The organism is Geminocystis herdmanii PCC 6308 (assembly GCF_000332235.1).
Lineage (GTDB): Bacteria > Cyanobacteriota > Cyanobacteriia > Cyanobacteriales > Cyanobacteriaceae > Geminocystis > Geminocystis herdmanii.
The window spans coordinates 2,839,179-2,855,669 of sequence record NZ_CM001775.1 but is presented as its reverse complement, the minus strand read 5'-3'; the positions used below and the strand labels follow the sequence as shown (position 1 = coordinate 2,855,669).

Here is a 16,491-nt window from a genome sequence, read left to right as displayed (position 1 = left end):
TTAATTTTCCTGTACCTGTTATGTGATCTGCGTGAACATGGGTTTCTAAACAATACTTTAAGGTTAAACCTAACTCACCAATTAATTGTAAATCTCTTTCTACTTGTTCTAACACAGGATCAACTAATACGGCTTCTTTGCTATCTGTATCAGCGATAAGATAAGTATAAGTCCAAGTGTCTCGATCGAAAAGTTGACGAAATAACATTTTTATTACTTTTTGATTTTTGATTATATAATCATCTTACTCTATGGTTATATAATTGACAATATTAAAATAAGCGAAAGTAGATCTAAAAGACTTCTGGGAGAAATTAAATTTTTGATGCCTGAAACTATGTAAAGACGCAAAATTTTACGTCTCTACTTAAATTATTGGAGATGTCTCATGATGGATAAAGACGATCGAACCTTCCTCTACAACCTCAAAAATCGATCGCTAAAAGCGGCGCTGCGCGATCGAACTCCCCTAAACTCGATCGCTGTTAATCGGATCAAATTAAGAAAAATAACTTATAATCAAAATGATACGATAATTACTCCTAAAAATTTAATTTAATTGATTATTGATCAAAAATGAAAACTAAAGAATTGAAATTATTGATTAAAGAAAGTTTACGAGAAGTTTTAAGGGAAGAAAAATTACTGTTATGCAATAATCTCATTCCCTATGTTAGTCAAGACGAACAAAATGAAATAGAAGCCGAATTTGGAAAACCAACAGATTATGAGCAAGATGAATTAATAGATATGACAGACTGGGTAAAAAATGGTGGTAAAGTTTCGTAAACACGCACTAAAATTTCTACAGAAAACTACTGGTGATGATGTTAGTCAAATACAAAGTCAGCTTAGACAATTAATAATTTCTATTGAAGAAAAAAGTATTATCCCTTTTACCGAATTAGATATTAAAAACTAAAATATCGATCGAACCCTCCCCTACAATCCTATAACCTCGATCGAACCTCACCTATAATCTGAATCTTGATCACGAAGTGGCACTGCGCGATCGCACAAAAATAATTAATGAGGTATTTTTTGATTTAACTTTGATTGAAAAATTTGTTCCATTTCCTCTGCGGACAAATCAGGAGAATATCCCTGATTTTCGTTCAAATTACCGAGTTTTTCCATAAAAACAGACCATGCTTCCTCATCTTGTCTATGAGATAGTAAGTATTCTTTGATCTGTTTTCTTGTCATATTTTCATAATCTTGTTTCATCATCAATAAATCTCCAAATACCGTTAGCAAAAATAATGATTTGTAATTCTTCATCAATATCGTTTTGATTTTTCGCTAATATAAAAACTGTTTTATATTTTGAGTCATAGCGAAACAAATAAATAGCTTGGTACAGATTTGATAACATTTGACAAACCCGTACACAACTTAATGCCTGTTCTACTGTTAACAATTATCCTCCCCAATTTTAACTTATCCTTACATTTATAGCATATCCCACAGTCGATCAAACCTCCCCAAAATCGATGCCAAAGGCACGCTGCGCGCCCGAACTTCCCCTATCCTGTCATTGCGAGGTACGAAGCAATCTCCAAAATTGATCGCTAAAAGCGGTGCTGCGCGATCGAACCCTCCTCATGGCGAGGCACAAAGCAATCTCTTTACTCCTTGACAAAAAGCTAAAAATTAGAGTTACAATTAGGAAAATCTAAAAACTTTGCTTAAATGTCAGAAATAACAGCAAATTATGATGAATCATGGAAAGAGATTATAGGAGATTATTTTGAGTCTTTTTTAATCTTTTTTTATCCCGATATTCATAGTCAAATTAATTGGGAAAAAACACCAATACCTTTGGATAAAGAATTAGAACAAATCACAGCCTCTGCTGAAACAGAAACTCGTCATGCCGATAAACTATTTCAGGTTTGGTTATTAAATAATCAAGAAGTGTGGTTATTAATCCATATTGAGGTGCAAAGTCAGTATGATAAGCAATTTCCCCAAAGAATGTTTATTTATAATTATCGAGCTTTTGACCTGTATAATAAACCAGTAATTAGTTTAGCTATACTAGGAGATGACAGTAAAAAATGGCGACCTAATTCTTATGAATATGGGTTAGGAAAAAGTAAATTAAAACTAGACTTTTCGATTATTAAATTACAAGATTATTCATGGGAGGAATTAGAGCAAAGTAACAATCTATTTGCGATCGTAGTGATGGCACATATAAAAACGAAAGCCACTACCAGTAATTTATCAGAAAGGGAACAATGGAAATGGAATCTATCCCGTTTACTTTACGAAAAAGGTTACAACAGAAAAGAAATAGTCGATTTATACAAAGTCATTGATTTAATGATGACATTATCAGAAGATTTACAACTAAAATTTGAAGATAAATTAACACAATTTCAGGAGGAAAGAAAAATGCCCTTATTAACTAATATTGAAAAACGTGCTTTAGCAAGAGGTGAAAAAAAAGGAGCGAAAGAAACTCGTGAACAAGATATTCTTGATTTACTTAAACTACGGTTTAATTCTGTACCAAAAAGTATAGAAGATTCCCTCAAAAAAATTGATGATTTAGCTTTCTTAAAACAGTTACATTTATCGACAATTAGTGTTAAATCTTTGGAAGAATTTGAGCAGTTAATTAATCGTTAATGCAAATTTTAAAGTTCGATCAAACTGCTCAACCTTTGACGATCAAACTCCTCTATCCTGTCATTGCGAGGTAACGAAGCAATCTCTAAAATCGATCGAACCCTATAACCTCGATCGAACCTCCTTCTAAACACGATCGAACTCTCTTATCCGTCATTGCGAGGCACGAAGCAATCCCAAAACTCGATCGAACTCCCTCTAAACTCGATCAAACTTCCCCCCTGCCCCCAACTTTGGGGGAGAATGAATGAATTAATAAATTGAAGTCCCCAGTATTGGGGATTTAGGGACGTATCAATGTAAACAAATAAAACAAATTGTTACGATTTCGTGATCTTTATCCCTTAGGGTAGTCCGATTGATCGAAAGGGTGTTAAGTTTATGTATGTAAATGTTTGATCCAACATATTTATACCCTGCCATGAACAAACTCACCCAAGCCCTTAGCGAAGCCCAAAACCTCCTCCTAAACGCTTCTTTTAATTCCGAACTCCCCACCATCCTCACCACCGCCTTTGGAGAAAACTACAACCCCACCGAAGCCTATAACATCTTCTCCCTATGGCGTAACCAAGACTTCAGCAACCTCCCCCCAATCCAAATCCACCCACCCACCATCCTCAACAACGCTCAAGGAGGTTATAGCGCCACCACCAACACCATTTATTTATCATCTTCGTTGATTGAGTCAAAATCTATTACAGCCATTCGGGACGTGCTGATAGAAGAAATTGGTCATTTTATCGATGCTCAGATTAACTATATAGACACCCCTGGTGATGAAGGAGAATTATTCTCTGCACTCGTGCGAGGAGTTAATTTGAGTGATGAGCAATTGTCTCGAATTCAACAAGAAAATGATCACGCCATCATAACGATCGATGGTATAGAAATAGCCCTTGAAATGTCTGCTTCTAATGACAACTTTATCAACAGCATTGTTTTAACGGGCAATAACATCACAGTAACGGGTAATAATGTCGGAGCGACAGGGGAAACGGGAGAACCAACTCAATCGGGAACAATTAATTCAGTATGGTGGAGTTGGACAGCAACATCATCACAACCAGTAACTATCAATACCAATGGTAGCAATTTCGACACTTATTTATCGGTATTTACGGGAAATACTATTAATGGCTTAACCCTTGTTGCTAGAGATGATGATTCTGGGATTGGAAACGCAAGTCAAGTTATTTTTTCGCCCACCCCAGGTACCACTTATCAAATAGCCGTTGATGGGTGGAGTTCGAATACGGGAAATATTGTTCTTAATCTTAATCAACAAATACCGACAATAACTCTTTCTGTATCACCCTCTAGTGTATTAGAAGATGGTACAACTAATCTCCTTTATACCTTTACCCGTACTGGTTCGCTAACCAATGCCCTCACCGTTAACTATAATATTACTGGTACAGCCAATAATAATGATTATACTGGTGCTACACGAGGGAACGGTAAAGCAATTACTTTTGCACCCGGAGCCAGTACCGCCGTTTTACAAATTATTCCGACTGCTGATACTACCATTGAACCCGACGAAACTGTGATATTAACTTTAACCAATGGTACCGGTTATGACCTAGGGGCAACAACTCAGGCGATAGGAACTATTATTGATGATGATGGTCCTGGAACTATTAAAGGAATTAAATGGAACGATATTAACGGTAATGGACTTCGGGAAGACTTAATCCAAGGAAATCCTCCCGATATTGTTTTCGTTATTGACGTATCTGGTAGTGCGTCTAGTCTGTTTCGAGGATTACCAGTGGGAGATGTCAATAATGACGGTCATTCCAATACTCGCTTAGATGCGGAAATAGCCGCATTTATTGCCTTAAATAATCGATTAGTACAAAAAGGATTAAATAATGCCAGAGTCAGTATTGTAACCTTTGAAAGTAGTGCAAGGCAACTGGATATGGACTTTGTTACTACGGGAATTCAATTAACGACTAATCCCAACCGAGATCGTAATAATAATGGTATTAAAGATGTGGAAGAAGTTTTACGTTCCCTTCGGGCTTCGGGAGCTACTAATTTTGAGGCCGCTTTACAGAATACTATTAACACTTTCAATACCATAGGAACTACTGGGGGTAACGGTAATGTGATCTTTATTTCTGATGGTGAAAATAATACTGGTGGAAGTTATACCGATGAAGTTCTTGCTTTGCGAAATGCTAATGTGAAACTATCAGCCTTTGGAGTAGGAAGCGATGCTTCTTTAAGTCAGTTACAAGTAATTAACCCCAATGCCTCCATCTTTACAAGTACAGATGAATTGTTCGCTGTATTCGATGGTTTAGGAGGAAGTACCCAAGGTTTTAAAGAACCCGGTTTAGCAGGTGTCACCATTTACCTTGATTTGAATAACAATGGAATTTTAGATAGGAATGAACCAACACAAGTCACTGCCACAGATGACCCAAACACTCCTGATATTGATGAAACTGGTACTTATCGCTTTAGCAACTTAACCCCCGGTACTTATACTGTCAGGGAAGTAGTCCCGACAGGGTTCATTCAAACTTTTCCGAATAATAGTTTCCATACAGTGGTAGTCGGTGGTGGTCAAACTGTTGATAATATTAACTTTGGGAACACAACTCCTCCTTCTGTTTCCTTGAGAGTAAATACTCCTAGTGTTACGGAAGATGGCACAGACAATTTGGTTTATACCTTCACTCGTACAGGTAATCTTGCGAATACCTTAACGGTTAATTATAGTATTGGTGGTACTGCCGATAGTAGTGACTATACAGGTGCGACTCCGGGAAGTGGTAAGACTATTACCTTTGGTGCTGGTTTAAGCACCGCAACTTTAACTATAGACCCTACAGCCGATACCATAGTTGAACCAGACGAAACTGTAATTGTAACTTTAGCTAGTGGTACTGGTTATACTTTGGGTAGAACTACTCGTGTGGTAGGAAGAATTATCAATGATGACCCAAAGGTACTATCCATTAATAATGCGGTTGTGATCGAAGGACAACAATCTGAGGCTACACTTATTATCAGCCTCAATTATCCTAGCCACTTACCAACTACTTTTGACTATGCCACAAGTCCAATTAATGCAACAGAAGGTAGTGACTATACCAGTCAGACGGGGACATTAACCATCCCCGCTAATAGTACATCCACGACGGTTAATATTCCAATTCTTGACGATAATCTCAGTGAGGAGGATGAATTTTTCCTTGTTACCCTCTCAAATCCTGTTAATGCCTTGATTGATCCCGTGATGAATATTGGTCAAGTAGCCATTACAGACACATTAACAACTCTCATCACTCGTACTTTACCTCCAACTGTTGAAAATCTAGCTTTAATTGGTACGAATTCTATCAATGGTACTGGTAATAACTCAAGCAATCTAATTACGGGTAACAGTGGGAATAATATTCTCGATGGTCGGAATGGTAATGATACCCTAAATGGTGGCACGGGTGCTGACACTATGGTAGGGGGATTAGGCAACGATACCTACTATGTGGATAACACGAGAGATCGAGTCATCGAAAATGTTAATCAGGGTACAGACACCGTTCGATCGACAATTACCTATACTTTACCTAATCATGTCGAACATCTAATCTTAGAAGGTACAGCTAATATTAACGGTACGGGTAATAGCTTAAACAACCGCATTACAGGTAACAGTGGTAACAATCGTCTTAACGGTGGCGATGGTAATGATACCCTAAATGGTGGCACGGGTGCTGATACGATGGTAGGGGGATTAGGTAATGATACCTACTATGTGGACAATACGGGCGATCGAGTTATCGAAAATGCCAATCAAGGTACAGATACAGTTCGATCGACTATCACCTATACTTTACCTAATCATGTCGAACATCTTATCTTAGAAGGTACAGCAAACAGAAACGGTACGGGTAATGGATTAAACAACAGCATTACAGGAAATAGTGGCAATAATCGCCTCAACGGTGGTAACGGTAATGATACCCTTAACGGTGGTGGTGGTAATGATACCCTCAACGGTGGCATCGGTGCAGACAGGATGATAGGAGGTATTGGTAACGACACCTACTATGTGGATAACACGGGCGATCGAGTTATCGAAAATGCCAATCAGGGTACAGATACAGTTCGATCGACAATTACCTATACTTTACCTAATCATGTCGAACATCTTATCTTAGAAGGTACAGCAAACAGAAACGGTACGGGTAATGGATTAAACAACAGCATTACAGGAAATAGTGGCAATAATCGCCTCAACGGTGGTAACGGTAATGATACTCTTATTGGTGGTGCTGGTAATGATACTCTTACTGGTGGCACTGGTTTAGATTCTTACCGCTTTAATTCTACCTCTGAAGGGCTCGATCGAATTACTGACTTTAACGTAGCGGATGACACGATTTTAGTCAGCCGTAGCGGTTTTGGCGGTGGTTTAGCGGTTGGTACATTACTATCAACTCAGTTTACTATTGGCTCATCTGCTACTACTTCCGCTCATCGTTTCTTCTACAATAACAGTAACGGTGGTTTATTCTTTGATGTGGACGGTAGCGGTGCAACTTCGGCGGTGCAAATTGCCACTTTAAATACTGGTTTAGCCATGACTAATGCCGATATTGTCGTGATTTAAACATCTTGCCTTTGAGGTATCTTTAGTGAAAAAAAGTAGTTTGAAATATAGCTACTTTTTTATGATTAGATTTAACATTACTCATTACTCATTACTTTAATCCAAAGTCAAAATACCCCCACCCAAAATTTCGTTCACCCTTATAATAATGGTTGATGTTTAATCTCTAAACTCTTTCTCGGTGAAAATATTTGATTTTGCTTATCCACTGTTGTTAACGTTTTTTTTAAGTAGTTGTAGCAATTATCCTCGACTGCTAACTTTTCCTTTTTCAGATAATACTAGAAGTTTTAATAGTCGTTCATCGGAATTAAATCCCCATGTTGCAGGAGAATATATTACGTTTGTGTCCGATCGAAATGGCTCTCAAGATGTCTATTTATTTGATGCTAAAAATCGGCGACTTATCGACTTACCCGGTTTAAATGCCATTAATGAAGTTGCCTTAAATCCTTCTATTTCTGAAGATGGCAGATATTTAGTGTTTGCTGTGGCAAGTCAGGGAAAATCGGGGCTTTATTTGTACGATCGTACTACTCAACAAAAACGCCCTTTAATTACCCAAGAAACGAGAGAAATCCGTAACCCCATGATTAGCAGTAACGGGGAAAAAATCACTTTTGAGGTGGCAAATAATGGACAATGGGATATTGTGGTAACAGATATTCGAGGCAATCCCCTAAATAAATAATGGGGAGTTGGGGAGATGATTGTTAATTCTTAGTATTTTTAACTTTGAGTTATAGAACATGATTGAGCTAATTAACAATACTTAGCTTTGTATCTTATATTTACCAAAAAAACATTTTTACTCTAAATTTTCAAAAAGTATAATTTAACTATAGCTACTTTTCATTAATGTATGAGGTGATAGCATTTTTCAGCAATTTCAATACCTTTTTGCCAAATTATTAAGTCTTTATAATCTCTTATTTCTGACATTTTCTAATTTTTAATAAACTTAAAATACAATTTTCTCTTCCCTCTTTCCTCTTCCCTTTTCCCTATTTTAACTAATAATTTATCATAACTATTGTAGAAGAGCCTGATTTATTCAGCAAACCCTAATTAAACAGAAAAAATTTGTTTTACAGTTAAGTTTAAATCAGGAAAAAGAGCAGATTTAAGAGTTTCTTCTCCTTGAAATTCAGTTACTTCATAAAAACCAGAAACTAACAATAAAATCGACACTTTTTCTAATATTGGATCAATAATCCAATACTCAGGAATTTCTCTGACGGCATACTCAGAGCGTTTATAACGATAGTCATCTTCACCATTATTTGGACTAACAATTTCTATCACTAATAAAGGAGAATTTTCGATAACTGCCGTTTTCATTTCACGAACTTCTTGACATTGATTTGCTGATAAAATTACTAAGTCTGGAATCCTCGATTTATTATAAGCTGTTCTTACACCTACTGTCCCCGGCATTACCTTCCAATCTTGTTTTAACTTGTCTATTTGTTGTTCCAATATTTTAAAAATAAAATGCAAAATTAAGGCATGAAAACCACTAGCAGTAGGCATAAGTTTTAATTCTCCATTGAATAATTCATATTTGTTATCAGTACCGTCATGGTAAGTTAAATATTCTTCAAAAGAATAAGTTTTTGTTAATAATTGAACCATATTAATAATTCCTGTTCTAAGTTTATATATTAATCACGATCGAGATTTATACTTTATTTAATAATAAGATATATCAATCCTCAATGAGTTGTAAAAAATTAATTAATTATTAGAAAAAATATCCAAGATACTTCCCCTTTTTGATTCTTCCCCTTTGACAACAAGATAATTTACACAACTCAAATAGGATGGCTATATGTTAGTCTAGGGCTAAATTTAAAGATAGATTAAGCTAATGGCAATGGAATCTTCATCATCAAATCAAAAATTTAGTATCACGGGTTTATCTATTCGCCGTCACATTGCAACGATTATGTTAACCCTTGCAGTGATGGTAGTCGGTATCTTTTTCATTTCTACAATTCAAGTGGATTTATTGCCGTCTATCACTTATCCCCGTATTGGGTTAAGGGTAAGCACCGATGGTATTACTCCTGAAATTGCCGTAGAAGAAATTACTCGCCCTTTAGAGGAGGCTTTTTCGGCAACGGAAGGAGTTGAGTTAGTCTATTCTCAAACCTCAGAAAATCAAATTAGTTTAGATTTATTTTTCCGAGTTGGTGGTAATATTGATCAAGCCTTAAATGATGCTACAGCTTCTTTTAACCGTGCTAGGGGTAGATTACCAGATAATTTGGAAAGCCCTCGCATTTTTAAATTTGAGCCTTCTCAACTACCAGTATATGAGTTTGCGGTTACTTCTGATATAAGGAATGTTTTGGATTTAAGGGTGTTTACTGATGAGGAGTTAGCCAGAGAGTTAACTGTTATCCCCGGTGTCGCTTCCGTTAATGTGTCTGGGGGGGTGGAAGAAGAAGTTAGAGTGCAAATAGATTTACAACGGTTACAGGCTTTGGGATTGAGTTTAAATGATGTCTTAGACGATGTAAGAGATGCCAATCAAGATATAACAGGAGGGCGCTTAAAGGGTGAAAATAATGAGCCTTTAACAAGGGTTGTAGGTAGGTTTAAAAGCGCTCAGGATTTGAATAATTTGTCTTTTGCCACTCCTGCAGGAAGGGTTTATTTAACGGAATTTGCGGATATTATTGATGGTGCGCAAGAACAACGTGTTTTTGTTTACCTTAATGGTACTCCTGCGGTAAAAGTCAGTGTGCAAAAACAACCTGATGCAAATACGATCGAAGTAGTGGACTTAGTTAAGGCAAAAATTGAGGAGTTAAAAAAGGCTAATACTATTCCTAATGATATAACAATATTGCCTACCCTTGATGAGTCCATTTTTATTAACAATGCCATCAATAATGTAATTACTTCGGGGTTAATCGGCACAGGATTAGCAGGTATTGCGGTATTATTCTTTTTAGGTTCGATTCGTCAAACTATCATTATCGTTATCTCTATTCCCATGGCTACTTTAGCGGCGGTAATTATGATGAAAATGTTTGGCTTAACTCTCAATGTTTTCAGTTTGGGAGGCTTGGCTTTAGGGGTTGGTATCGTTGTTGACAACTCGATCGTGATGTTAGAAACTATAGTAGAGGGTACAGAAAAATTCATTCATGATCCTCATCCAGATAAGGGAATTTTTCGCCGTCAAATTATTTCTCAATCGATCGAAAGTTCATCGGAAGTAGAATCGGCGTTAATTGCTTCCACCAGCACTAACTTAGTGGCAGTGTTACCCTTTTTGATGATAGGGGGTTTTATTTCTCTGTTGTTTAATGAGTTGGTGTTAACCATTAGCTTTGCCGTTGGTGCTTCGATCGTGGTAGCATTAACGATCGTACCCATGCTCACATCAAGACTTTTAGCTATCAAATTTTCTAGTCGTATTCGACATTTTTTCATCATTTCATGGTTTAACAAGGCTTTTAATGCGGGTAATAATCTTTATAGCGTAATTTTAGGTTTTTTGATCAAAATTCGTTGGGTAGTAATTATCAGTTTATTTTTCTTCTTAGGAAGCACCAGTTTAAGCCTAGCTCAACAATTACCCCAAGAGATTTTACCCACCATCAACACAGGGCAAGTTAACTTAAATGTGCAGTTTCCCCCCAGTACCACTTTAGCCACTAATCAAAAAGTTATGGGGTTAGTTGACGGGGTAATCTTAAACCATCCTCAAACACAATATGCTTTTACCACTTCTGGAGGTGGATTATTTGGCACTACCACTTCAGAAAATGTCTTACGAGGTACAAGTAACATCACCCTCAAATCAGGCACAAATGTTGATGACTATATCGCTAACCTCACTCAAGAGTTAGACAAACTCAACTTAGTTAATATTCGTTTACGATTAAATGCTGGTACTATTCGGGGTTTATTCTTGAGTAATTCTCCTATTCGTGCCGATGTCGATGTCATTTTACAAGGTAATAATCAACAACTATTAGAAGAAACAGGCAGACAAGTATTAAGAGTATTAGATGACAAAGCCCAATTAGTCAGATTTCGCCCTGATGCCGATGCTTCTCAACCAGAAGTCACTATCATTCCTGATTTACAAAGATTAGCTGACTTAAACCTCAATATCACTGATATTACTGATTCGTTACAAACAACCATTAGTGGTTTAGTTGTCTCTCAATTGCAAAGGGGCGATCGACTCATCGATATTCGAGTACAATTAGATTCTAACCTCGTCAAAAATGTCGATGCTTTGTTAGATGTACCCTTATTTACTAACGATAATCGCTTGATTCGATTAGGGGATGTAGCTTCTATTGGTAAAGGTGTCGCACCATCGCAAATCCAAAGAATTAATCAAAGACAAGTATTTCTCATCGCTGGAAGTTTAGCAGAAGGGGCATCTTTAGGAAACGCTTTAGCAGAAGTGCAAGGGATTTTAGATGACATTGATTTACCCGAAGGCATCCGCATTTTACCTAGTAGTGCGGCGGAAAGTAACGCTAATTTACAAGGTAGTTTACCAATTTTAGGAGCTTTGGCAGGTTTCCTCGTTTTTGTAGTTATGGCTGTTCAGTATAACTCTTTAATTGATCCTTTAGTGATCATGTTTACCTTACCTCTTGCTTTATCAGGAGGAATTATCGGGTTATACGTCACGGAAACCCCTATTGGCGCAACGGTAATTGTGGGCGCGGTTTTACTCATTGGGATTGTGGTAAATAATGCCATTGTTATGGTGGAGTTAGCTAACCAAATCTATGAGAAACAACAACAAAACCCAGACATCAAAATCCCTAGTCGTTATATTTCGATCGTACAAGCATCATCCCAAAGATTACGCCCAATTTTCATGACAACGATTACTACAGTTTTAGGGATGTTTCCTTTAGCCTTAGGAGTGGGAGAGGGAGGCGAGTTTTTGCAACCTTTGGGCATTGTGGTTTTTTCGGGGTTATCTCTAGCAACCATCTTGACTCTATTCTTAATTCCCTGTCTTTATGTATTACTCCATGAGCCTTTCACTTTGAGAACTCGATCAATCATATTTCATGAAAATACAGTTAAGAGTTCGATCGAAGCAGAGGTTAAGGAAGTGGTAGCAAATAAGTAATTAGGGGTTGCCTCATAGTCTTTTGATAAAGACTAGGTGTCAGGTTTTAGGTTTTAGGTTAAATAATTAAGAATCAAGGCTTTGAGGTTTTGTGCAATATATACATAAACAAACTGGTTCTAAAAAAATAAGTGAAAAATGCTAAGTTTTTGAGTAAAAATTGCTAAAACTGCGCACTTTTTGGTTAATGTAATATGCCTTAATCCTTAATTTTTATAGTTTTTAATTTATTTCTGAAAAGTTACGAGACTGACGGGGTTTACAAGGATTTCCCCAAGCGATCGATTCTGATGATATGCTTTTAAATACGCTACTTCTAGCACCGATAAGAGTATTTGCACCAATTTTAACATCAGGAGCGATAAAACAGTCCGTCGCAATCCAAACTCCGTTACCGATGGTGATGGGGTTGGTAATTAAGGGAAATTTGACATCGTCAAAATTATGACTACCTGTACAAAGATAGCTTTTTTGAGAGATGACAGTATGACAACCGATTTTAATATAATCTAAACTATAAAGATATACTTGATCTCCTACCCAACTATAGTCTCCAATTTCTACTTTCCAAGGAAAATAAATTTTGACGGTAGGGCGAATTACTACCCCTTTACCAATTTTAGCTCCAAATAGTCTTAATAAGCTCGATCGAAAACCGTTTAAATTATGGGGTGTTAAGGGGAAAATAACTCCTTCTATTAACCACCATAAAAATATCATCCACTGGGGTTTACCTCGATCGAACTTGGAGTTATATTGACTTAAATCTATCCAAGGGGGATTATCCATTATCGGTTCTGATTCTGATAAATTATCATTCATGGTAAAGTTGTTAACTTAACTAGGATTTTTTTGATAGGATTTCACCACCAGAGAAATAACAATCCATCCTACCATAACTAATAGGGCGACAATACCAAATTGAGCAATAAGATGAATTAATTCTTCTAAAGGGATCATTTTACCGACAAAATAAGACAAAGTGACGATAATAACTCCCCATACCGTTGCTCCCATAAAGTTATAGAATAAAAATTTAAAATAGGGCATTTCTACAATTCCGGCGATCGGACCTGCAAAAATCCGTAATAATGTGATAAAGCGCCCAAAAAATACTGCTTGAGGAGCATTTTCCAGAAACTTAGTTTTTGCTTTTAATACTTCTTCATCGGGAAGACGGAAGAAACGAGATAGTTTCAATAACAGTTTCCACCCCCCAATTCTTCCTAACCAATAACCGCAATTATCCCCGATTACTGCCCCAGCAATGGCGGTTACTAAAACTAACCAATACTTTAATTCTCCACTACCTGCTAAAAACCCTCCCACAATGGTAATAGTTTCTCCCGGAATCGGTATGCCAGTATTTTCGATCGCAATACCTGCAAATACCGCCCAGTATCCATAGTGACGAGCTAATTCTTGAATTTGTTCGAGTGAAAAAAACTCCATGAAACAGATATTTCCTGATTAATGATCATTAAATTTAATAAAACTCACACAACAATTACGGCATTGTGTCATTGCGAAGTACGAAGCAATCTGAGAAAAGCTATTGTTAACATTGAGAGAATTTATTCGCTAATCGCAAAATTTGCCCTGCCAACATCGCCCCACCAAAACCATTATCTATGTTAACAACCCCGATGCCCGTAGCACAGGAATTAAGCATAGTTAACAAAGCCGATAAACCACCAAAACTAGCACCATAACCGATACTTGTAGGTACAGCAATTACGGGGCAACTGGCTAAACCAGCTACTACACTAGGTAATGCTCCCTCCATTCCAGCTACCACAATCAAGACATCCGCTTCGGCGATTAAATGACTATGACTGAGAAGACGATGGATTCCTGCCACTCCCACATCCCATAATCTTACCACTTCAAAACCGCATAATTCTGCTGTTATAGCTGATTCTTCCGCTACGGGTAAGTCCGCAGTACCCGCCGTCACGATCGAGATTTTACCCCGATATTTAACGGAATTTTGCCCAATAGCGGCAATTTTTGCCAGAGGATAGTATCTTAAATCAGGTACTTGAGCTTGTAGTATTTCTGCTATGTCTGGTTCTAAACGAGTAGCCATGACAATAGGGGATTGAGTGCGCATTACTTGCATAATTTGGATCATTTGTTCGGTGGTTTTACCTTGACTCCAAATCACTTCGGGAAATCCCGTGCGTAGTTGTCGATGATGATCTATCTTAGCAAAATCTCCGATAGGTTCAAAATCTAAGTATTTTAATTTTTCGATGCCTTCTTTTGGGGATAATTTCCCTTGGGCTATTTCTAATAATATCTTTTCTAAATAAGTTCGATCGACCATAAAAAAAAATTAAGAATTAAGAATGCAGAATTAAGAATTAGGAATTAACAACCATCCACTATTGATTATTCACTATGGTTATCGAGGGTAGTCGGGATTCACTATTTAGTTAATTCAACGAAGTTAGTGAGGATTTGTAACCCATAATCGGATGATTTTTCGGGGTGAAATTGTACCGCCATGAGGTTATCTTGAGCTATAGAAGCTGTAACTGTTTGTGTGCCGTGAGTGACTTGAGAGGCAATAACATTTTTGTCGTTAGGCTCAACATAATAAGAGTGTACGAAGTAGAGATAGGGATTAGGGGGGAGATTTTTCCATAAAGGATGTTGATTTTGCGTCAAATTAAGGGTATTCCAACCCATGTGAGGAATTGTTAAATTTGCCTCAGATTTAAAGCGTTTTACCCTACCTTTGATAATACCTAAACCCTCCTTTTTGCCTTCTTCCGATGATTCAAATAAAATTTGTAATCCTAAACAGATACCTAGAAACGGTTTTCCGCTTTTCACCGCCTGTTGTATGGGGTAAATTAAATCTCTTTCTTGTAAATGTTCGATGGCTGGATCAAATGAACCAACCCCGGGTAGTACGATCGCATCTGCTTGAGCAATTTCTTGAGCGGAATCAGTGATTTTGGTAGTTGCACCCGCTTTTTCTAAACCTTTACAGGCAGAGTGCAAATTTCCCATATCGTAATCAATAACGGCAATAATAGACATAAATGAATAATGAATAATGAGGAATGAGGAATGAGGAATGAGGAGTGAGAAATGAGGAATCAGAAATGAGGAATGAGGAATCCTGTCAACTATTCACTATGCACTATTAACAAGGTTTTGGCTAAAATGGCGTTAACAATATCTGGTGCTTCATCTTGAGGACAATGCCCTAATCCTTCCAATTCGATAAAGTCTTTCACACAGGGATAATTGGCTAATTCTCTCCCTAGTTCGATCGATTCCCATGGATCATTTGTACCCCATAAAAAAGTTACAGGGCAAGATAACATAGGTAACAAGTCTTCGGGTAAAGCGCCTTGAGAATAAGCGGTGAAGGCTAAAAAGACTTCGGATGCGCCTTTGTCTTGGGAAGGTTGATAGATTAAGTCGATTAATTCATCGGTGATAGCTTCTTTTCGTTGATAGGCTTGAGATAACAAGTTTTTAATTACCTTGGGTTTGGCTATTTGTTGATAAAAAAAGTTGCCAATGGTAGGGTTTGTTAATACTTTTTGCATCACCGTTGCACCATAATTTTTAATCCAAGGGAGATTTTGTCGTTTTCGATCGTGCAATAATCGTAATGAACAGTTAAGGGCAGTAATACCTAATACTAAATCTGGATTATCTACCGCCATTTGCATTATCACCACACAACCGATGGAATTACCCACTAAATAAACAGGGGTTTTGATGACTTCTCGACAAAAATCCGCCACTTGTTGTGACCAAGTTTCAAAAGTATAGGATAAAGGATTATTGGGTGTTGGTTTATCGGATGCGCCAAAACCGATTAAGTCTAAGGCATAACAACGATAATTTTTAGCAAAAAAAGGCATATTATGTCGCCAATGTCCACTATTCGCCCCAAATCCGTGAATAAATACTATTGCTTCTCCTTTTTCTCCCTCACTGCGATAACCGATATTAAAGCCTTGCCATTGCCAATGTTTGTAGTTAACCATCATCCATTAATGTTCGATCGAAACTCAGTACTAATTAATTATTTCTCTTTCATTAATTATATAGACTCCAGTCACTTTGTCTA

16 protein-coding genes are annotated in these 16,491 nt (G+C 37.1%); 7 read left to right on the top strand and 9 right to left on the bottom strand.

Annotated elements, in window-relative coordinates; all coding sequences use genetic code 11:
- Positions 1-208 (bottom strand): MBL fold metallo-hydrolase (locus tag SYN6308_RS22550; protein ID WP_040466876.1); only part of this gene is annotated, 208 nt, incomplete at its 3' end.
- A gap of 180 nt (positions 209-388) precedes the next feature.
- Here SYN6308_RS22550 and SYN6308_RS24935 point away from each other — a divergent pair.
- From SYN6308_RS24935 to SYN6308_RS24930, 3 genes are read left to right on the top strand one after another with little or no spacing between them, the layout of a single operon-like run.
- Positions 389-559, top strand: a complete 171-nt coding sequence (locus tag SYN6308_RS24935) for a hypothetical protein (protein ID WP_158412758.1) — start codon at positions 389-391, stop codon at positions 557-559.
- Positions 560-576: 17 nt separating this feature from the next.
- A complete protein-coding gene (locus SYN6308_RS14190) occupies positions 577-789 on the top strand; it encodes a hypothetical protein (protein WP_017295118.1) in 213 nt (70 codons plus the stop codon).
- Positions 770-922: a hypothetical protein gene (locus tag SYN6308_RS24930; protein ID WP_017295117.1), complete on the top strand. Its 153-nt coding sequence runs from the start codon at positions 770-772 to the stop codon at positions 920-922. Before SYN6308_RS14190 ends, SYN6308_RS24930 begins: the two co-directional genes overlap by 20 nt.
- Before the next feature lie 104 nt (positions 923-1,026).
- On the opposite strand, the gene SYN6308_RS14180 is transcribed toward SYN6308_RS24930, so the two are convergent.
- A complete protein-coding gene (locus SYN6308_RS14180; RefSeq protein WP_237741219.1) occupies positions 1,027-1,206 on the bottom strand; it encodes a DUF6887 family protein in 180 nt (59 codons plus the stop codon).
- Between the two features lie 4 nt (positions 1,207-1,210).
- Positions 1,211-1,420, bottom strand: a complete 210-nt coding sequence (locus tag SYN6308_RS14175; RefSeq protein ID WP_026102084.1) for a DUF6888 family protein — start codon at positions 1,418-1,420, stop codon at positions 1,211-1,213.
- A gap of 272 nt (positions 1,421-1,692) precedes the next feature.
- Between SYN6308_RS14175 and SYN6308_RS14170 the strand changes: the two genes are divergently transcribed.
- From SYN6308_RS14170 to SYN6308_RS14160, 3 genes are all read left to right on the top strand, one after another.
- Positions 1,693-2,637 carry a hypothetical protein gene (locus tag SYN6308_RS14170; RefSeq protein ID WP_017295114.1) on the top strand — a complete coding sequence of 315 codons (945 nt, stop codon included), beginning with the start codon at positions 1,693-1,695 and terminating at the stop codon, positions 2,635-2,637.
- A 391-nt stretch (positions 2,638-3,028) separates the two neighbouring features.
- On the top strand, positions 3,029-7,270 hold the full coding sequence (locus SYN6308_RS25570; protein ID WP_017295113.1) for a Calx-beta domain-containing protein: 4,242 nt from the start codon (positions 3,029-3,031) through the stop codon (positions 7,268-7,270).
- A 181-nt stretch (positions 7,271-7,451) separates the two neighbouring features.
- A complete protein-coding gene (locus SYN6308_RS14160; RefSeq protein ID WP_017295112.1) occupies positions 7,452-7,961 on the top strand; it encodes a TolB family protein in 510 nt (169 codons plus the stop codon).
- Positions 7,962-8,338: 377 nt separating this feature from the next.
- On the opposite strand, the gene SYN6308_RS14155 is transcribed toward SYN6308_RS14160, so the two are convergent.
- A complete protein-coding gene (locus SYN6308_RS14155) occupies positions 8,339-8,905 on the bottom strand; it encodes a Uma2 family endonuclease (RefSeq protein ID WP_017295111.1) in 567 nt (188 codons plus the stop codon).
- A gap of 241 nt (positions 8,906-9,146) precedes the next feature.
- Here SYN6308_RS14155 and SYN6308_RS14150 point away from each other — a divergent pair, with 241 nt between their 5' ends.
- Positions 9,147-12,392 carry an efflux RND transporter permease subunit gene (locus SYN6308_RS14150; protein WP_026102082.1) on the top strand — a complete coding sequence of 1,082 codons (3,246 nt, stop codon included), beginning with the start codon at positions 9,147-9,149 and terminating at the stop codon, positions 12,390-12,392.
- 222 nt (positions 12,393-12,614) lie between these two features.
- Here SYN6308_RS14150 and SYN6308_RS14145 read toward each other — a convergent pair whose 3' ends face one another.
- From SYN6308_RS14145 to SYN6308_RS14125, 5 genes are all read right to left on the bottom strand, one after another.
- Positions 12,615-13,214 carry a WcaF family extracellular polysaccharide biosynthesis acetyltransferase gene (locus SYN6308_RS14145; RefSeq protein WP_017295109.1) on the bottom strand — a complete coding sequence of 200 codons (600 nt, stop codon included), beginning with the start codon at positions 13,212-13,214 and terminating at the stop codon, positions 12,615-12,617.
- Positions 13,215-13,229: 15 nt separating this feature from the next.
- Positions 13,230-13,844 carry a DedA family protein gene (locus tag SYN6308_RS14140; RefSeq protein WP_017295108.1) on the bottom strand — a complete coding sequence of 205 codons (615 nt, stop codon included), beginning with the start codon at positions 13,842-13,844 and terminating at the stop codon, positions 13,230-13,232.
- Positions 13,845-13,950: 106 nt separating this feature from the next.
- Complete coding sequence (gene larB, locus SYN6308_RS14135) at positions 13,951-14,721, bottom strand: nickel pincer cofactor biosynthesis protein LarB (protein ID WP_017295107.1); 771 nt, start codon at positions 14,719-14,721, stop codon at positions 13,951-13,953.
- A 101-nt stretch (positions 14,722-14,822) separates the two neighbouring features.
- Entirely contained in the window at positions 14,823-15,443 is a 621-nt protein-coding gene (gene hisH, locus SYN6308_RS14130; RefSeq protein ID WP_017295106.1) for an imidazole glycerol phosphate synthase subunit HisH, read from the bottom strand.
- Positions 15,444-15,532: 89 nt separating this feature from the next.
- Positions 15,533-16,408: an alpha/beta fold hydrolase gene (locus SYN6308_RS14125; RefSeq protein ID WP_026102081.1), complete on the bottom strand. Its 876-nt coding sequence runs from the start codon at positions 16,406-16,408 to the stop codon at positions 15,533-15,535.
- Between the last annotated feature and the right edge of the window lie 83 nt (positions 16,409-16,491).